Source organism: Armatimonadota bacterium (assembly GCA_022563855.1).
In the GTDB taxonomy this organism is placed as follows: domain Bacteria; phylum Armatimonadota; class Fimbriimonadia; order Fimbriimonadales; family Fimbriimonadaceae; genus JADFMN01.
On the sequence record JADFMN010000001.1, the window covers coordinates 520,420 to 539,385 of the forward strand.

Below are 18,966 nucleotides of genomic sequence, written 5' to 3' on the forward strand. Positions count from 1 at the left end.
AACCCCGAGTATCCTAGAGCCTGACAACCATGAGCATTGAGGAAAAGGGCAACTGGGGCGCGGCAAAGCGGTTTCGACTGATCATTCGGGAGCACGGCGAAACCCGCGAGATGGCCGGCAACGAAATGTCGCTGGCGGTCGGCATCGTCGACAACATCATGATGAGCGCGCTCGACACGAAGTCGAGCGACATCCACCTGCAGCCGGAGCGCGACCAACTGCGAATCCGATTCCGGCAGGACGGCATGCTGCAGGACACCGGGCAGCTCCCTCCTGAACAGGCGATCAACGTGATTTCGCGCCTGAAACTGGCCGCCAACATGCGGATCGACGAGCAGCGCGAGCCGCAAGACGGGCGGATCGACATGGAGTACAACGGCCGCCGGCTCAGCGCAAGAGCTTCGTGCATCCCGTGCCTCAACGGTGAGAAGTTCGTCATGCGGCTGCTCGATCCGGAGGCGATGCGCGTGGACCTCGACGTGCTCGGCATGCCCGAACACGTGAGGACAGCCTGGGATCAGGCGATCCAAGTTCCTTACGGACTGATCGTCGTCACAGGTCCGACCGGATCGGGCAAGACGTCGACGCTGTACGCTTCTCTGAACAAGCTCGACTCCGTTCACCAGAACATCGTCACGGTCGAAGACCCGATCGAGTACGAGTTCGAGACGAACATCGCGCAGGTGCAGGTCACGCCCAAGATGCCGTTCCCAAAGGTCATGCGCTCGTTCTTGCGCCAAGACCCCGACATCATGATGGTTGGTGAAATCCGAGACCCGGAGTCGCTCGCAATCGCGATCCAGGCCGGTCTGACCGGTCACCTCGTTCTCACGACCATCCACACGAACAACGCTATCGAAACGGTCGGCAGAATGTTCGACATGCAGGCGGAGCCGTACCTCGTCGGCGGCGTGATCACCGCGATCATGGCGCAGCGGCTCGTGCGAACCGTGTGCGAAAAGTGCGCGGAGCCGGCGCGGTTCTCGCGCGAGGAGCTAGAGATGATCGGCATCACGGCAGAAGACATCAAGGGCGCAAAGCTACGCTCCGGCCCCGGCTGCGATCATTGCGGCGGGACCGGGCTCAAGGGCCGACTCGGCATCTTCGAACTGATCGTCGGAACGCGAGAGTTCAAGGAGGCCGTTGCGAAAAAAGCGGAATATCAGGACGTCGTTGCGCTCGTCAGGAAGCAGGGCTTCAGAACGATGCTCCAGGACGGCAAGGAGAAAGTGCTGGCCGGGAGGACCACACCGGACGAGGTCATACGCGCAGTGTTTACGCAAGCTTTGGAGAAGGTTTGAAGTCCAAGAAGAGAATAATCGGAATTGGAATTGCCGGGACTCTAGTTATAGGCGGGTTCGTGGTTTGGTACTACGGGCAAAGCGATCTGAACGAGTGGGCCGAAAAGCTCGAGGGGATTAAGAAGGAGGCGAAAGCGGACGGCATCTCACTGGGTCAATTCACGACCGACCCAAAGGCTGTGCCGCCAGCCCGAGAAAACGTCATCGGCGCGTTCAGCGATGCGATCCTGGCCGTCAGCTCGGCCGGCGGGCAATTCGAACCGCTTCAGAACGATGGAATCGACGCATTGCGCGCGTCGCTCGAGCCATATCGAGAAGCGATCGACGCCTGGACGCAAGCTTCGACGTTCGAGGTGATCGCCAAATCGCCCAGGAGCGACGGATCGATCGTGGCGATCTCGGAGACAGACGCTCGATTCGCCGCGACGCTTTTGCTGGCGGACGCCAAGGTTGCAAGGGCTGACGGGGACTTCGATACTTGGTCTTCACGATTGGTTGCAGTCTATGACTTGTCTCGCCATGTACGCGCAATTCCCATCAGCCGAATGCAGTCCTCCAGCGCGAGCATGAGAGATCACCTCGGTCAGGAGATCAGCGCCGCGCTGGTGGAGAACGGTAGTACCCCGACCGTCGCGAAATGGCCAGTCGCCAATATGTCCGCTGAAATCACCACTGGCGAGCTTGAGTATTTCGTCAAGATAGAGGCATGGAGAGGCAAATGGATAGTCGCGTCTCACGAGAATGGGTCTTGGATTGAGCGGTTCGCAAGTTCGAGAAAATCGGATGTCAAGTACCCGTTTCATCCACACGCCGCCGAGGCGAACGAAGCGGTGTGGCTGACTTTCCACATGCTGTCATTGGCAGCCGTTCGCGAGAACCAAGATAACTGGTCAGCGCTGATAGACAGCCTGCGCGAACCGAATGAATTTCTTGCCGACGTCGGCAAGAGCGCCGGTGCGATCGCCAGGGGTTTTGCGACCGATTTTCGGATAAGCGCGTCTGTCTGGGCAGAGCAAGAGACCTACCGCAGGTTGTTGATCGTCGCCGCGTACGCATTTCAATACAGGCTCGCGTATGGCCAGTACCCCGCCCTGCTTCGAGATCTGGGCACCGCGTCAATCGACCCCTACAGCGACGAACCTTTCGGCTACTCCTCGCTTGGAGTTGGGTTTCACGTGTATTCTATTGGGGCGGACCGGATCGATTCCGGAGGCGTGAGGAAAGACGGCCTAAGCAAATCGTCGAACTCGGACGATTTGGGATTCAGGATGAGTGGCTGGCCGGCAGAATCAAGCAGCTAGAGGAACGATGCGCGCGAACGGACCATTTATACGAACGGCGTTGGTGGATTGAGTCATGAAGAACACGAGTTGGAAAGGCGTTGGGCTGATATGTTTGCTGCTGATCTTTGGCGCGGGCATTGCGTTTTGGTACCAAGCGATGCGTGATCACTCGCAGAACCAAGGTGAGATCGACTACGAGGCCGACCGACTCGGGGCAAACCGCGACGGCGCTGCAGAGGCGGGACTGGCGCTGGAAATCGGCGACGTTCGTACGACTGAGAGACAACAGGAGCTTGCCCGGTACGAGGCGTTCCTCGCATTCGACATTTACCTGATCGAGCGACAGGACTTATGGCAGGCGCTCACGCTGCCAGAGAAGATGGGTTCTTTCCGGGAAGTCGTGACCCGATATCCAGAAGCGTTCGACATAGCCGAAGAGCTGGCGCTCCTTGAAGATGTCGGAACGCCAATCGACTGGGATGCCGGCCTCTTTAGCGACAAGCCAGATTACAACCCTTACAATCGTTACGTTGATTTTTGCGCGCGCACGGCCATATTCGCGTTTGACGAAGGGGATATTGGGACCGCCCTTCATCGAATCGAACTCGCGAGGAAAGTCGTGTCCCACTTGCTGAACGAGCCAAGTTCTCACAGTTTTATGGCTTGGTCATCAGTTTATAATCGACTGAATCGGGCGCTTTATTCGATGATGCAGAGCAGCCCTGACGATGGCCGGCTGATCGACCGGATCATCGAATTGATCGAAGAGTTTGACGGCCCGGTCGACTTTGCGACAGCGGTACGAGGAGACGTACTGCTTTATTTGATCAGCGCGCGCAAGTTTGACCAATACAATCCGGACGAGCAGCTGGACCTAGTCATGGCATCCGGTGCGCAGCGACCGGTCCCGACAGGAACAAGATTGCCCGAGGCGTTCGAATCGAGCGTCTTGGCGTTTTGGACCGATGCCGTGACAGACACACAGAAGTTCGACGGTGACTTGCACTTGCAGGGTGTTCTTCTCGACGGCAAGGGAGTGGAATGGACGAAGCAGCCGCAGCCGTCCGCTTTTCTTGCAGGAGCGTTTCCGGTTACGTACGAACAGCTCACGATCTCGATGCTGAGGTGCGTACAAATGCGACGGCTCGTCTACTTGACCGCAATGGTCTTGCAGCACAGGATCGAAACTGGCGCCCTTCCGACTAGCATCGACGGCTTCGGCGAATGGGCGATCGATCCAATCAAGAGCGCGCTCTTTCATTACGATCCAATGGGTGACGCGTTCGTCTTGCAAGCTCTTGGAGACGAGCTGCCGACTTCGGTACTGCCTCCGCGCGGGCCGCTCGCGCTGATCCAGAATCAAGGCCACGCGCTTAGATTCGAACTGTATCCGTAGACGCGCGCGGGCCATACTGAGGCTGGTGGACAACATGAAGCCCAGCACGAAAGTGATCGTTGTGCTCGCGGTTGTTGTGCCTGCGATTGTTGTTTCCGTGTGGCGGTTGATGAACCCGGCTCCGGACCGCTCGATCGTTCAGGCGGCATCAGAGCTGGCACAAGCCAAGGCGGAGATCGAGGCGCTTGGCCTCACGCTCGATCCTGTTGAGTTCGGTCGGCGGCTGCAAGTGCCGGTGGATGACGACGCGGGGCCAATCATTCAAGAAGTCGCGCAGGACATTTTCACACTTGGAGGATTCAGTGAGTTGTTCTCTGGCGAGGATCACGTTGCAAAGTGTGTTGAGTTCGACCGTTTGCACCCGGAGGTACTTGAGGAGCTTCGACTGGCGGCCAGCAAATCGGGCTGCGACTTCCAGCGCGATTGGAGTTTGGGTCTTAATATCATGTTCCCGGAGTTCGCTTCCATGAAGTCTCTGGTCAAGTACTGTTCGCACTTGGCCGAGGCTGACGCTTTGGAAAAGCAGTATGACTCGGCCCTGGAGAAACTGCTGATAGCGGACAGAATTGCCAGCTTTTCAGACGCCGATCGAACCGTGATTGGTCACCTCGTTACGATCGCCGGGAAAATAATTATTGAGAGCGCGATTGTGCGAATCTTGATGGAGGAGTCAGGTGATCCAGCGGTTCAGGATCTGGTGCGAGAATATGTCGTTCGGGCCGCGCAGCTTAACCAGCTGGACTCTTGTCTGGAAGGCGAACTGATCATGGCCTCCACGTCCGTCAAAGAGTTCTCTGAAACTTACGAGCAGCTATTTTCTGACGATCAGCGAATTCTGAATTCGTTGACTTTCGGTAAGAATGAGACACGACATGACGAGAGAACATTGAAGTCGATCAGGTCCGTCGAAAGACGGGTTCTCGCTGACGCTAGTCTCGCCGTGTACCTGCGGTACTTGGGGGAACTTTACGGTCACATATCGCGCGATGCTTCGTGGGACGAGACCATGGCAGACGTTGCGGCATTTGAAGCCTCGCTCGACGAGGCTGCAAGTCCGTCAGACTTGTTCATGCAAATCGTGCGCTCGGAAATGTCCATTCTAATGGCCGCTCATGGCCGATCAGTCGCAATGCTCGAAATGCTCGCGCTGGTCGCAGACGTACTTGATCGAACGAGGGGAATAGGGCTTGCCGCTGCGGTGAAGGAACACGACAGCACGGTTTACGATCGGATCAATGGCGGGTATTTCCGCGTCATCATGGCCGATCCCGGATTCAAGGTCTACTCGATCGGCATTGACGCGATCGACGCTGGAGGGACCGACAGTATCGGCAGGGATTCCTTTCACAACGAAAGTCGCGACGATTTCGGCTACTGGATACCGTACGACTAGTTCAATTCCAGTACAGCCGCGGCGATCGTGGCCGGTTGCGGAATGCACTCTACTTCGAGAACACGCGCATATGGCGTCGGAACGTTTAGCCCGCCGAGTCTGCCGACCGGCGCGTCGAGGTCGTCGAAACACTCTTCGCCGATTCGCGCAGCGATCTCAGCGCCGAACCCGCCGCTCCGCCAATCCTCGTATACAACGATCGCACGGTTCGTTTTCTCGACAGACGCGCTGATCGTCTCCATATCAAGAGGCAGAAGTGAGCGGACGTCAACGACTTCGGCGCTTATCCCCTCCCCTTCAAGCTGATCCGCAGCGCGCAAACACTCCTGCGTCATCCGGCTGTAAGCAACGAGCGAAACGTCGGTGCCTTCGCGCAGGATCTGCGCCTTTCCAATTTCGACCGTGAAGTCCGTTCCGACCGGCACGTCGCCCTTAAGGCCGTAAAGCGCCGGGTTTTCTGTGAAGATCACGGGGTTGTCGTCGCGGACGGAACTCTTGAACAGCCCGTAGGCGTCGGCCGGCGTTGCCGGCACGACCACCTTGAGACCTGGAACATGCGCAAACCACCCTTCGAGCGAATGGCTGTGCTGTGCGCTCAGCTGCTTAGCCGCTCCGCCCGGGCCGCGGATCACCATCGGCACGGTCGCCTGGCCGCCGGTCATGTAGTGGACCTTCGCTGCGTGGTTGATGATCTGGTCGAGCGCGAGGATCGCGAACGACATCGTCATCATCTCGACGATCGGTCGCAATCCGACCATCGCGGCGCCAACCGCCATGCCGGTAAACCCAGGCTCGGTGATCGGCGTGTCGACGATCCGGCGACTGCCGTACTTCTCGAACAGCCCTTCGGTCACGCGAAACGTGCCTTGGTAGCGGCCGATGTCTTCGCCGATGCAGAAAACGTTGTCGTCGCGGTCCAGCTCTTCGATCAATGCGGTCCGCAGCGCGTCCCTATAGTTCATTTCCGGCATGCTAGTGTCCCTTCTCCGGCGGCATGTCGCTGTAGACGTTATCGTAAACCTCGTCCACATCGGGGAACGGAGACGCGTCTGCTTTTTCGTAAACTTCGTTCACCCACTCGATCTGTAGTTCGTTGAGATCGTCCATCTGTTTGCGCGTCATCATCTTGTTTGCCAGCAAGAACAGTTCGTGGCGAGCGATCGGGTCGCGCAGCATGGCTTCCTGCTCCTCCTCCTTGGTGCGGTAGAGCTGGCGGTCGTGGTCGGCAGCCCCGTGACCTCGGTACCGATAGTTCATCACTTCGACAAGGTACGGCTTCTGGTTCTTGCGGACCCAGTCGATGATTCGCTCGGCGTCCTTATAGACCTGGATCACGTCCATGCCGTCCACGCGCTCGCACTCGAAGTCGAACGCCTGCCCGCGCTTGTACAGTTCCGTGTCGGCCGCGTGGTACTCGAGCCGCGTGCCCATCGCAATCTCGTTGTTCTCGATGATGAAGATAATGGGTAGATCCCAGAGCCCGCACATGTTCATCGTCTCAAAGAAAACGCCGGCGTTGGCCGCACCGTCTCCGAGATAGCAGACCGTGACGCGGTCCTCGCCTCGATACTTCGCGGCGAACGCGAGACCGCCGCCGAGGGCCGTGTGCCCGCCGACGATCCCCCAACCGCCGAACAGGCCGCGCTCGATATCGTAGAGGTGCATCGAGCCGCCTTTGCCCCTGCTCAGCCCACCGGATCGCCCCATGATCTCGGACATTACAGCAACCGGGTCCGAGCCCATCAACAGCGGGTGCGGGTGGTCGCGGTAGGCACAGATCACGTAGTCGTAACCGATCTGCAGCGCATCGGTCCAACCAACGACCGTAGCCTCCATGCCGGTGCAGACGTGCATATACCCGCCGACCTTTCCGTGCCGGTAAGCGTCCTCCGTCTTCTCCTCGAAACGGCGAATCATCAGCATCTGGCGATAGAACTCGATCGCCTTGTCCTTGGAGAGCACGCCGGACTTCGAACCGTTGGGACTCTGGCTCGACCGGGTCGCCTTCGGCTTGCTGGATTTTGGTGCTGACATTGCTTTTGCCACGATGATATTCTCGGCTTGCCTATGAATGAGAACGAGACTAGGTACGCCGCTGCCTCGTTGCAACGCCGTCAACTCAATAATACCTGGCGTTCCAACCTGCCAGCGAGCCTCACTAGTACCTGCCGACACCAGGAATGAAGGTCCAGATCAAGGGCGGCGGCGCTGTGAAGGCCTAGTCCCGAGCGATTGGTGAGTAGCACACGCCGTCTGGGCTGGATTGCACAGGCACCCTGGCGACCGTCACCCCGGACTGGATGTCTATGACGACCATCGAATTGTCGTTTCTGACGGTCACGAACGCGTACCGGCCGTCTGGATGTGGGAATACTCCGGCGGTTGATGGGCTTGCGGCCGGCAACTTGACGCCGACGGCGCCGAGTGTGATGCGTCGAACGATGCGCTGAGAAGCGACGTTTGCGACCACGAGTTCGCCTGACCGTGCGTGTGGGATCAGCACGTAATTGCCGTCCGCCGTGAACTGCACGCGATACGGAAATCCGGCTGAGTCGATCTTCTTGACCACGGTCAGCGTCTGGGTATCGATGATCGAGATCGTGTCCTCGGCTCGGTTGCCAGCCCAGATCCATCGGCCGTCCGGCGTCACGCCGACGCCCTCGCACTGCCGCCCCGTGGGGATGTCCTTGATCTTCTCGCCGGTTTTGAAGTCGAACGCCGTCACGCTGCCGCTGCCCATGTTGGAGCAGTACAGTCGGCTGCGATCCGTCGTCAGAGCCAGCATGTGCGACCCGCGGTTGCCGGTCTTGAACACCCGCTCGATCTTCCCGGTCTCAACGTTCAGCAGAAGCAGCGCCTGGTTCGCCTCCACCGTGCAGACCACGTGATCGGCGTCCACCCAGCGTATGTCGTGCGGCATGCTGTACTCGCCCAGGCTGATCGTTTTGAGCGTCTTTCCGTCTGGCAGCGAGATGATCGATATATCGTTCTGTGGCCCGACCCCCGGCTTGTTGTAGTTCGTCACCGCGACGGTGCGACCGTCCGGTGAGACCGCCGCCTCATGCGGCCCGCCGACAACCGGGACGTGCTTGTACGCAGTCATGGACTCTAGGTCGATGAGCGTGATGGAGTCGGATTGCTGATTCACGACCACGACGGTTCCGGTCAGCTCGACGCCTGTGCTGACGGTTCCCTTAGACTGGTCTTGCGAGTCGCCGAGCGCAGCGCACGACGCAATCAGCACGATGGCGGAAAGGGCCAAAACGGGTCTAGGCGTACTCATTGGCGTATATCCTACCGTTACGAAGGTTTCATCAAGATCGTTTGCAGCGTCCCCGCAGGTGTATCCTAAAGGTGTGACACCGTCAGGCGCGACAGTCAAGATGACGCAAGGACCCTCGGTTCCTGTCGCCAGTTGGCGCATCGCGCGGGACGACGAACTGATCTTTCAGCTACCGACGCAGACGCTCTGGCAGAGGGCTCTCGCAGCCACTGCTGTCGGTGTTGGCTTCCTGTTCATCCTGTTCGTCGCCAGAAACGAGGCTGATCCGCTAGGGTATTTCATGGCCAACGTCAAGGCACTCGCCCTCGTAGGCGTGGCCGAGGGGCTGCTGTTCTTCCTTTACCGACGGTTATCAAGCTATATCGACGTCGGCTCTGGGGTACGCGCCCAGAAGAATCAACTGCCCGGAGAAACCGCCGTGCCGGTGCGGGTATCGATGTATCAGGCGGACAGCTTGACCGGCACGGACGAAGGGTTCATGTGGTTCGAGGGCGGAACGCTGTTCTTCAAAGGCCTTCAAACGGTCTTTCGCCTGAACAGCGGCGACGTTCCGCCGACTGAGCGTTGGCGGGCCTCAGATCGGCAACGTCAAGGCCGCGGCAGCCTGCCGCGACGAATCCCGATCGAACTGGACGATTGCGCGCTGGCGATCTCGATCCGCATCGTCGATTCGTACGAGGACTTCTCGATCCGAAAGCGGTCCGACAACTTTGTCCGCGATCTGGACGACTGGTTGGAGAGCGAGCCGAGCAGTACGCTGGAAAGCCTGATGCCTCCGACCGCCCTTCATCCAAACCTGATGAGAACCGGTCCTTGGAAGTACGAAGGCGTCGTCGCGGGGATGGTCCTCGTCTTCGTGAACACAGCGATCTTTTTGGCGATGCCAAAGGGGTTTCACCCGGAATCGCTACAGTTTCTCGCGAGCAATCTTGGGATGGTCTTGACGCTGGGCTTGCAGGCCTTGGCCATCCGGCTCATCTTGCTGGAGGTTCGCGACCTCCAAACTAGGCGCCGATTGTTCATACAAGAGCAGCTCTCCGGCGTACTATAATGCAGGGCTCAACGGCTGGGCGTGCTGATTCGTCTGAGATAATTGAACGTTGGACCCAAACGAGGACACTAAGATTTCAGAGTACGCCACCAGAGACGAACGGGTCGTTCGGGCGAACGAAGGTTGCCGTGAGGCGATCGGCGAGCTAGTCCGGGAGCACTACGGGCGCGTATTCAGGTTCTGTGCGCGGCGCGTAGGCGAGGAACTCGCTGCCGATGCCGCTCAAGAGACGTTTGTGACGATGCAAAGCACGATCAGCAAGTATCAGGGACGGTCTGAGTTTTCGACGTGGTTGTTGGGAATTGCCAACAACCACTGCCGGAACCTCGTCCGAAAGAAGAGGCCGGAGGTACCGCTGGAAGATTGGTTCGTAGGAGCCGACAGCCACGAGACCCAGATCGTAGAGCGTCAAACCCTTGCTGAAGCGCTGAAGAAACTCAGCGACGAGCACAGGGAGGTCGTGCTGCTTCACGAAGTAGACGGGTTGAAGTACTGTGAGATCGCCAAGATGATCGGAGTGCCGGAAGGCACGGTCAAGTCGAGGCTGTTCCACGCGTTCCGGCAGTTGAGGGTTCATTTGTGCGAGGTGACGGTGTGAACTTTTTCGAAGACCTGAAGGCGTATATCGATGGCGAACTGAGCGAAGAGCGCGCGAAGGAAGTCGCCGCTGCGCTGGAGAGCGACGCCGCTCTGCGCGCGGAGTACGAAGGTCTGCGGGCGCTGTCGAGCCAGATACAGGGCGCTGTACGACAGCACCCGATTGCCGGACTCGAAGAGACGTTGAGCCGGATGCAAGTGCGCGACAGACGCCAGATCCCTTGGAAGGCGCTTGGATTTTCTGCTGCCGCGATCGCGGTTGTGGCCGTCGCCATACCGGTGCTGCGGTCTAACTTCGCGTCGGATTCTGCTTCGGAGGTCGCTCTGTTGAGTGCGGCGGATGAGGTGGATTCCACGGCCGCAGATGAGATGGACCTGTTCGATTCAGGGGCGTCGTTCGACGACGGCCTGGACATTACGATGGGCGCCCCTACTTCCGGCGGCTTGAGCGTTCCCGACGTGGCCGGCGAGATCGAAGGGGTTCGAGAATCCGAATGGACCGACGATGGCAGGGCTCGCATAGAATCCGACGATGCCGTAAAGGCGCGCGAGGGGGCCGACATCGACGCGCTGGCCGAGACGACTGATCGGCCTGCCGCAAAGGCAGCGGCTGGCGGAGCTGGCGCAAAGACCGGCGGTGGGACGGGCGGCGGAGCTGACGCAAAGACCGGCGGTGGGACGGGCGGCGGAGCTGGTGCGACGACCGGCGGCGGGACGACAGGTGGAGCTCGCGCGGGAGGCGGATTCGGCGGAGGAGGAGGATTCGGCGGTCTGGCCAACATTCAGTTGCCACGAAGGCTGATCCTGACGGTATCCAATCTTGTGCAGGCCGCTAAGACCCTCACCGACAAGCTGTCGGACCTCAAGATCGCGACCGTCTCGCTAACTCGACGTTCGGCTAGAGCCGCTCAGTCTGAGAAGATCTTCCGGCTTGAGCTTTCGTCGGACGAGCTGCAATCGTTGCAGAAAGAGCTGGCGAAGATCGGCACCGTCAAGGAGCTGACCGCAGATCAGACGCGCAGAGCGATGTCGCTCGAATTCAAGCAGGCCGAGCAGGAGCGAGAAGAGCTAGAAGAGCGATTGAAGGACGCGGCTTCGGATGAGGAGAAGCAGAAGATCCAGTCCCAGCTTGACCGGCTCGACGAGATATCGAACTCCGAGCAGGCCAAACCGGGTTCGATCACCATTGAGATCGTCCTCCGGCTCAAGGGCGACGGCGGCTCGTACGCTGTTTTCGGCCCACCGCAAAGCGGATGACGCCGAATCGTATGTCATAATTCCCTTTCGCGCCCGTCCGTGCTTGCCCGGCAAGCGCGAGACGAAACCTTAGGAAAGGCTCACGAGAAGCATGGCGACGTATCGAGGAAGAAAGAACGACATTTGCCGCAGGGTCGGCTTCAATCTCTGGGGCAAGCCAAAGTGCCCGAGTACCAAGCGACCGTTCAGACCGGGTCAGCACGGACCCGATGTACGGCGGGATAACCGGCTGTCCGAGTACGGCGAACAGCTCTTGGCCAAACAGGTGATTCGGCGGTTCTACGGGATGCTCGAGAAGCAGTTCCGGATCACGTTCAAGAAGGCCGTGAAGATGCACGGCAACAGCAGTCTCAACTTTCTACGTTTGCTGGAGCTTCGCCTACAGACCGCCGTCTGGAGGTCCGGATTCGCCAACTCCATCTTTCAGGCGAGGCAGATGGTCAACCATGGCCACATCCTCGTGAACGGCAAGAAGACCGACATCCCGAGCTACCGCTTGAAGGTCGGCGATGAAATCACCGTGCGCCACCGCGACGCCAGCCGAGGCATCGCGACGAGGAATCACTTCGAGGGCGCGGCCATTCCGCCGTACATGAACTCCGACCCGGTCGATTTCAGCGCGAAGATCGTGGCACTGCCCGAGCGCGAGGACTTCCCTGACTTCTTCGACGAGCAGAAAGTCGTCGAGTACTACGCGCGGTAGTCGATCACCCGACTAGCGCGGCTCGCGGGGACGCTCGCCCTCCCATCCTGTCAGAGAAAGATGGAGGGTCGTGCTCCTGTGCGACCTTGGCTTCCATCAACTGCGACATTCGCGCTCTATCAGAATCGCGATGCTGGTGGACCAAGAGTCCGCGCTCCGAATACACAATGCCGCCTGATGTGCGCCGGTCGAATCCCTCACCTAGCCTGTCCCGCTCACGATAGCGACACCCGACCGGGAGGTCGAGGAGCGGGAGAGGGATCGCCAGTCCAAACGCCCGCGCTCCGAGTCTTTACAGCCTGACGCACGAGATGCGCCTCCGAATCCCTCCCCCGGCCTACAGGCCGATATTTACTAGAGCCGTTCGTGGCTGGGGGAGGCTAGGTGGGGGCCTTGACATCACGACACTTTGAGTCCAATAGCTCGCCCCTGGGGATGCTCGATCCGCTCAGGATCACGCGCTCGCCCTCCCATCCTGTCAGAGAGAATGATGGAGGGTCGTGCTCCTGTGCGACCTTGGCTTTCATCAACTGCGACATTCGCGCTCTATCAGTATCGCGATGCTGGTGGACTAAGAGTCCACAGGCCGGGATGCGGACTAAGAGTCCGCGCTCCGAACTCCTCTACCGGCCTACGGGCTGTCGCTTGTTGCAAGTACTCGAGGCCGGGGGAGGTTAGGTGGGGGCTGGAGCGATATTGACGTGAGAGAGCGGTGTCGCAGGATCCTTCGATCTGCTCAGGATGACGTGCCACCCTCCAGCGGCATGATCTTGGTCGCCCGCCGCGTGCAGGCTTGCAGACCCGCTTCACAATAAGGGCTCAGCCTCGCGTCGCTTTCTTCAGCTCTCGGATTTGATCGACAAGCCGGTCGCGACCTTTTCCGTTCTCCCAGTTGCGGGCCAGCTCGTTCACCAGCCACGAGCCGATCACCGCTCCGTCAGCCACTTCGCAGACCATCTTGACGTGGTCGGGAGTGCTGATCCCAAACCCGACGCACACGGGCAGCTTGGTTCGCTGCTTGATCCGCAAGACCAGGTCCTTTACGTCGGGCGGCACGGTCTGCCCCGCACCGGTCACGCCAGTGCGCGACACCGCGTAGACAAAGCCGGTGGCACTCTGCACGACTGTATCAAGCCGTGCATCGGTGCTCGTCGGCGCGGTCAGGAACACCGTGTCCAGTCTGTGCTCGCGGCTGACGGCGATCCAGTCCGACGCCTCCTCTGGGATCAGGTCGCTGACGATCACGCCCGCGACACCCGCTTGAACGACGGCGCTCGCGTACTCATCGAGCCCGAAGGCCAAGACCGGATTGTAGTACCCCATCAGCACGACGGGAACGCGGTCGAAACCCCGCAGGCTGTCGAGAATCGCCCTCGGAGTGACGCCTCTATCCAAGGCCAGCTGACTCGAAGCCTGGATCGTCGGGCCGTCGGCGATCGGATCGCTGAACGGAATCCCCACCTCGATCAGATCGGCGCCACCGTCCGCAAGAGCGTCAAGAACCGCAGGAAGCTCGGCCAGCGGCGGATCGCCGCCGGTGACGAACAGCACGAGCGCCTTCTCCTTCTTCTCCTGCAACTCTGCAAAGCGGTCTGCGATCGCACTCATCCGGCCAAGAGAATACTCGCTCGACCTCCGCGCCGAGCGGGATCATGCATACGTGATCTGAATGCTGTTCCGCTTTTGCGAAATGTAACGGTAGGGCTAGCTACCGTCACCCTCGGCTACTACGATCTCCCAATACTCTCCCTCCATTTCTGGGCTCTTGGAGCGGGCGAACTCACGCAGGAATCGAACCTTTGCACCTACTATCGGATCGACGGCAATTATCTTCTTAAGAAGCGCCCAGCGCTCCGGTACAAACATCGCCGCCCAGAGCGTGGCCTTGTCCTCCTCAATTGCAGACATCGTGTACTTGCTTGCGAAGCCTGGCTGCGGGTGACTTAGTGGCCACAGGCTTTGCCCACCTGAAGCGAGAATAGCAGCTTCGCCCCCTGATCCGTACTTGAAATCGCTGAGGTTGAACGCCGTCCATTTCGGATCGCTGAAAGTCTGCGAGCCGTACCACTCCTCATCTATCATGTGAAAGAACTCGTGATGGACGAGATTGCGCGCGTAGACTGGGTTCTTGAAGCGGGTTACGTCGAAGTAGAGCATCTCCTCACTTACTCGAGGCGCGGCAGGTCTAGACCGTCCTTCTTTAAGGATCTGCTCGACGAGCACGATCTTCTTGAGATTGCTCGCCTCCATGAAATCCCTCGGGTATTTCGAGAACTCAGCGATGACGGCCTTGTAGAAGCCCGCAGCCAAATCCATGTTCTCTGGTTGAACCGGCTTGTACGTGCTTTTGCCCAGCTCGCCCTCGCTTTGCGCGTATACGACCATTGCCGCAATGGCCTCGGCCCTCAAGTCCCGTTCTGACAGGAGCCTTGCGTTAGGCGGGGCCGTGAATGCGAACAGATGCTCTGCAGGCGGCACTGTGCTCATCGACTTGACAGTGAGAATGTGCGTCCGCGGCGTGGAACCGCTCGTGTCGAAGAACTCGGCCTGTCGGACCAAACTGTCTTCTTCCCCCAGGTGCAGCCGGATCGCGTACCTGCCGTAGGAATCAAGCTGTGCGGACACGATCGTTCGCTTCTCGCCGCGACGGGTTCGACTGCCTTCGTTCTTCGTCGATTCAACGCCATCGAACGCCGACGGATCGAAGAAAGCGCGCCACAAGGAAAGCGTTTCGTCGGATAGAAGGTCTTTGAACGCAGCCGCAGTCTGCTCTCGGACGATGTACGTGTTCTTCGCTTTGTGCAGGACGGTCAGGTTTTTCCCGTCGGCGACATACAGCGTCGTGGGCGTGTCGATCATCGCCTTGTCCGGCTTGGCGAGAACCACGTGGTATTCGCCTTGCACGCCTCCCACTTCGATCAGCGTGTAGGTGACGTCCAACCCCGGAGCGGAGTTCAACGCCTTGACGAACTTAGCTAGGTAGCCGGCATCCCCAACGACAGCCACAGCTATCGCGACGAAGAACACAGCTACCCCTACGTACAGTTTTCGAATCATTCTTGATCCTCGTTCTCCCGTTCAGGTGCTTCTTAAGATTACCTCGACCGGTCATTCGCTGCTGCAGAGCAAGAAAGCGTCCAATGCCGAAACACTGGACGCTTTTGGACTTCATGTAGAAGCCCCGCCGTCAAGCAACCTTCTTGCGCCGTCGGTGAGCGACGAGCGCAGCAGCACCCATGGCGAGAGCGACCATCGACGCAGGCTCGGGAACGCCGGTGATCCTGTAGGCTGCGTCTCGGTGTCGATCTACAAAGTTGGTTCCGCCACCGAAGTTGAATCCGCCATTAGGGTTAACTTGAACTGAGTTGTTGCCGCCTGCAAACGTGCCTGAATTCCAGGCGACGACTGCGATCTGACCACCGGGATCGTAGTCGAGGATGCCCATGACGCCTACCCAGTAGGTACCTGCGCCAGGAAGGAAGACGTTTACAGGAATCCGAACTTCGGATTCCGCGAATCTCCAACCCAAAGGGGGCCCCACAGTTACTGATCCTGGCAGCACCGTTTGGCTGCCGACATCACCGGTGAGGCTGGCAGCGGCAGTGGCTACGGACGAATAGAACTCGACGCGATAACCCCTGACGCGACCGTTCGTGAAAAACGCGTTAAGGAACCCGCTGTACCCGCCCATTATCGCGTCGACTTGCAGAATGTTCGTCTGCGTCTCCGTCACTGTGAAGTCTTCAATATAGTTGACGTCGAACTCGTCCCACGCAGCTTCGAAGTCTTGCGAAGCATAGATTTCGCTCCAGTCCGCCTGCACGGCGCCAGTGATGTGATCTAGGACTACGTCTGCGCCGGCAAATGAGCCCAGCGCGAGAACAGCCCCGATTCCAAGGAATCTATTGCGCATATTTGTTTTCCTACTCCAATGAATAATTTCGTTTATCCCAAGCGGACAGCCATTTGGCGTTTTGCCGCTGGCCAAGCGGCTACTAACAAGCCGCCGCCGAAAGGGGCATCGCCAGCAGTATAGCGATGAGCCATCTTTTCATGACTTCCTCCAGTTTAGAACGCTTATCGTCTGACCAAACTCTATAGTACAGCACATTTCACCCAACCGTCCGCACTCATTGGGATGCGTCGCCCGCTTTGCAGTCGACCGGTTGTCGCCTAGTAGTCGTCCATCTTCAGCACTCGGCCTTGAGCATTCACTTGGGTCTCTTGCTTCGCCGACACGCGTTCCTGACACGAGTTGGACTGACACGGGGGAACGTCCCCGTTCACCACTCGGCACTCACTGGCCGAACACCTTCTTTCCATCGACGTACGTTGCGACAGGCTTCATGTTCGCCCAGTCGGGGTTTGCGCCGAACGGCGAGGTGTTGAGGATGACGAAGTCGGCCTTGTAGCCAGCTGCGATCCTTCCGATCTTGTCCTCCCAGAACATCGCGTACGCCGCCGAGCTTGTGTATCCGCGAAGCGCCTCCATGACCGAGATGTTGTTCTGCGTCTGCCAGAACTCTCCGGCCAAAGTCTTCCCCGTCACCGCCGCTTCAATTCCGAGATAGGGGTTGAGAGTCACGACGGACCAGTCGGAGCCGAACGCCAGAACACCGCCCGAGTCGAGGACGTCTTTATAAGCGTAGCTTGACTTCGACCTTTCCGCTCCGATGTAGTCCTCGCAGTACCGTCCGTCGTCGGCTTTGTGGAACGGCTGATACGACGTGATGACGCCGAGCCGACCGATCTCTGGGATGTCCTTTGCAAGCAGGTGCTGTGCGTGCTCGAGCCTTGGCCTCGCGGCCCGGACATCGTCGAACGCATCCTTGAAGAACTCGATGAGCAGGTGGTTGGCCATGTCTCCGATCGCGTGGCCGATCAGCTGCAGGTCGTTCTCCGCGCACTGTCTTGCGAGCTGTTCGATCGTGCCGTCTCTCGTCGCCGGCATGAGAAGACCGACGTTGTCCGCGCCGTCGGCGGGGTTGTTGTTGAACGGCTCTCGCATGTACGCTGTGCGCGATCCGAGCGTGCCGTCCATGAAGACCTTCACTCCCTTAAGCTCTAGCCAAAACGGCACAGTCTTGAAGTTCTGCTTTATTCGGGCGAGATTTGATCTTCCGAGGCTCGGATACATGGCGCAGCGCACAGTCATGTCTCCTTCTTCTGCTACTTGGTAGTAGATAGCGAACGACCCCGTGCTCGTGATCGCGGAAACGGAGGTGATCCCCAGCGAGTTGGCGTATCTCATCGCCGCTTTCAGGTCCGCGACCTGTTCTGCCCTCGACTTCCCCGGAATCAGTCTGGTGACAAGCCCCTTCGCCGTCTCTCGCAGGATACCCATCGGTTCGCCGGTCTGCGGATCGCGCACGATGCGACCGCCGTCCGGGTCCTTCGTGTCCTTCGTTACGCCCGCCATCTCGAACGCCTTGCTGTTAGCGACGCCCGAGTGGCCGTCCATGCGGCTGAGGAACACCGGGCGGTCCGGCACCGCCTCGTCGAGCCAATGCTTGGTCGGCTCGGTCTTGTCGGCCCAGCTCTCCGTTGACCAGCGCCCGCCTGTGATCCAACTCTGTTCGGGGTGGTCTTCGGCCCACTTTCTTAACTGCGCGATAAAGTCGGCCTTGTCCGTCGCGTCGCGCAAGTGGATCTGGTTGAGGCTCGCCCCTCCGCCGAGCATGTGGACGTGCGAGTCGATCAGCCCGGGGATCACAACCCGCCCGCCGGCGTCGACGCGCTGCGTCGATGCACCGACATACGACTCGTCGCGCTCGCCGACGTAGACGAACTCTCCGCCTGAGACTGCGGCGAACGGCGCGAAGCCCGTGAGCCCGTCGGACCAGATCATAGCGTTCTCGATGACGAGATCGGCTGGTGCCGTGATGGCCAACAGAACAAAAGATAGAATCATGCGCCGAGTGTACTTCGTGCGAACCTTGGAGCGCATTTGGCCGGTCTTAGACTGTAGATGGCACGCTCTTTTCTCATAGTCGCCGCACTGCTGACCGTCGGTTGGGTGGCATGGTTGTCCGAAGGAATGTATCGGACAGCCATGATCGTAAGGCTAGACCTGGTGCAGGAGCTGCAGGATTACGTGTGGACGCCTGCTGGCTGAGTCCAAAGGCGTGTAGGTCCTTGGAGAATTGACGATCAGCTGTACATGGATTTCATGGCTGCCCCGCACGGACATCGGGACAACCATGCCACCCGCCGTGCATCAGCCTGGCGCATTCGTAGTCGATGTCCAGCGGCTGATTCAGAATGAAGAGTCAATTGAAAGCTAAGGTCGCTCAGGAGGACGACCCTCCATGAGGAAGGTGCGGGTACGGGGTGCGGGGTACGGGGTTCGGGGTACAGGGTAGAACTAGAAACAGGAGGTGTTGCTATGGCGACCAGCGTTACCGACCAGGTGGACACGGACTTCTTGCAGGCCTTTGCCGACGCATGGAACCGCCACGACATCGAAGCCTTGATGTCGTTCATGGCGGACGAGTGCTCCTTCAACAGCTCGATGGGCCCGGACGCCCTCGGGACGCACTATGAAGGGCGCAAGCAGGTCCGCGAGGGTTATCAGGGGTTCCTGGACGCCTTTTCCGATGGCCAGTGGGGCAACGCGCGCCACTTCGTCAGCGGCGACCGGGGCGTCTCCGAGTGGACCTATACGGCGACCGCGCCGGACGGCTCCCTGTATGTCGTGGACAT

General features: G+C 59.3%; 17 protein-coding genes. 10 read left to right on the plus strand and 7 right to left on the minus strand.

The features are described from left to right. The first annotated feature begins 29 nt into the window (after positions 1–29). From IH944_02475 to IH944_02490, 4 genes are read left to right on the plus strand one after another with little or no spacing between them, the layout of a single operon-like run. Positions 30–1,301: a type II/IV secretion system protein gene (locus tag IH944_02475; GenBank protein ID MCH7903414.1), complete on the plus strand. Its 1,272-nt coding sequence runs from the start codon at positions 30–32 to the stop codon at positions 1,299–1,301. After that, positions 1,298–2,602 (plus strand): hypothetical protein, encoded by a 1,305-nt coding sequence (locus tag IH944_02480; protein MCH7903415.1) that lies wholly within the window; start codon positions 1,298–1,300, stop codon positions 2,600–2,602. The genes IH944_02475 and IH944_02480 overlap by 4 nt, the downstream gene beginning before the upstream one ends. Positions 2,603–2,657: 55 nt before the next feature. After that, the gene (locus tag IH944_02485) at positions 2,658–3,980 is read left to right on the plus strand and encodes a hypothetical protein (GenBank protein ID MCH7903416.1); all 1,323 of its coding nucleotides are present in this window, start codon (positions 2,658–2,660) and stop codon (positions 3,978–3,980) included. Between the two features lie 25 nt (positions 3,981–4,005). Then, on the plus strand, positions 4,006–5,373 hold the full coding sequence (locus tag IH944_02490; GenBank protein ID MCH7903417.1) for a hypothetical protein: 1,368 nt from the start codon (positions 4,006–4,008) through the stop codon (positions 5,371–5,373). On the opposite strand, the gene IH944_02495 is transcribed toward IH944_02490, so the two are convergent. From IH944_02495 to IH944_02505, 3 genes are all read right to left on the minus strand, one after another. Continuing rightward, positions 5,370–6,344: an alpha-ketoacid dehydrogenase subunit beta gene (locus tag IH944_02495; protein MCH7903418.1), complete on the minus strand. Its 975-nt coding sequence runs from the start codon at positions 6,342–6,344 to the stop codon at positions 5,370–5,372. The two genes, IH944_02490 and IH944_02495, sit on opposite strands and share 4 nt — an antisense overlap. 1 nt (position 6,345) lies before the next feature. Further along, entirely contained in the window at positions 6,346–7,407 is a 1,062-nt protein-coding gene (locus tag IH944_02500) for a pyruvate dehydrogenase (acetyl-transferring) E1 component subunit alpha (GenBank protein MCH7903419.1), read from the minus strand. A 184-nt stretch (positions 7,408–7,591) separates the two neighbouring features. Further along, complete coding sequence (locus IH944_02505; GenBank protein ID MCH7903420.1) at positions 7,592–8,656, minus strand: beta-propeller fold lactonase family protein; 1,065 nt, start codon at positions 8,654–8,656, stop codon at positions 7,592–7,594. Between the two features lie 73 nt (positions 8,657–8,729). Between IH944_02505 and IH944_02510 the strand changes: the two genes are divergently transcribed. The 4 genes from IH944_02510 to rpsD all read left to right on the plus strand — a co-directional run bounded on the left by IH944_02510 (position 8,730) and on the right by rpsD (position 12,264). Continuing rightward, complete coding sequence (locus IH944_02510) at positions 8,730–9,707, plus strand: hypothetical protein (GenBank protein ID MCH7903421.1); 978 nt, start codon at positions 8,730–8,732, stop codon at positions 9,705–9,707. Between the two features lie 49 nt (positions 9,708–9,756). Further along, positions 9,757–10,305, plus strand: a complete 549-nt coding sequence (locus IH944_02515; GenBank protein MCH7903422.1) for an RNA polymerase sigma factor — start codon at positions 9,757–9,759, stop codon at positions 10,303–10,305. Further along, complete coding sequence (locus tag IH944_02520) at positions 10,302–11,561, plus strand: hypothetical protein (GenBank protein ID MCH7903423.1); 1,260 nt, start codon at positions 10,302–10,304, stop codon at positions 11,559–11,561. The genes IH944_02515 and IH944_02520 overlap by 4 nt, the downstream gene beginning before the upstream one ends. A gap of 91 nt (positions 11,562–11,652) precedes the next feature. Then, positions 11,653–12,264 (plus strand): 30S ribosomal protein S4, encoded by a 612-nt coding sequence (gene rpsD, locus IH944_02525; GenBank protein MCH7903424.1) that lies wholly within the window; start codon positions 11,653–11,655, stop codon positions 12,262–12,264. An 819-nt stretch (positions 12,265–13,083) separates the two neighbouring features. Here the strand turns inward: rpsD and IH944_02530 are convergent. The 4 genes from IH944_02530 to IH944_02545 all read right to left on the minus strand — a co-directional run bounded on the left by IH944_02530 (position 13,084) and on the right by IH944_02545 (position 18,175). Further along, positions 13,084–13,872 carry a tryptophan synthase subunit alpha gene (locus IH944_02530; protein ID MCH7903425.1) on the minus strand — a complete coding sequence of 263 codons (789 nt, stop codon included), beginning with the start codon at positions 13,870–13,872 and terminating at the stop codon, positions 13,084–13,086. Positions 13,873–13,968: 96 nt separating this feature from the next. Beyond that, positions 13,969–15,321, minus strand: a complete 1,353-nt coding sequence (locus IH944_02535; protein MCH7903426.1) for a hypothetical protein — start codon at positions 15,319–15,321, stop codon at positions 13,969–13,971. A gap of 130 nt (positions 15,322–15,451) precedes the next feature. After that, a complete protein-coding gene (locus IH944_02540) occupies positions 15,452–16,177 on the minus strand; it encodes a PEP-CTERM sorting domain-containing protein (GenBank protein MCH7903427.1) in 726 nt (241 codons plus the stop codon). 384 nt (positions 16,178–16,561) lie between these two features. Then, positions 16,562–18,175 (minus strand): amidohydrolase, encoded by a 1,614-nt coding sequence (locus IH944_02545; GenBank protein MCH7903428.1) that lies wholly within the window; start codon positions 18,173–18,175, stop codon positions 16,562–16,564. Between the two features lie 57 nt (positions 18,176–18,232). Between IH944_02545 and IH944_02550 the strand changes: the two genes are divergently transcribed. Both IH944_02550 and IH944_02555 read left to right on the plus strand, forming a co-directional pair. Then, on the plus strand, positions 18,233–18,379 hold the full coding sequence (locus IH944_02550; protein MCH7903429.1) for a hypothetical protein: 147 nt from the start codon (positions 18,233–18,235) through the stop codon (positions 18,377–18,379). Between the two features lie 270 nt (positions 18,380–18,649). Next, positions 18,650–18,966 (plus strand): nuclear transport factor 2 family protein (locus IH944_02555; GenBank protein MCH7903430.1); only part of this gene is annotated, 317 nt, incomplete at its 3' end.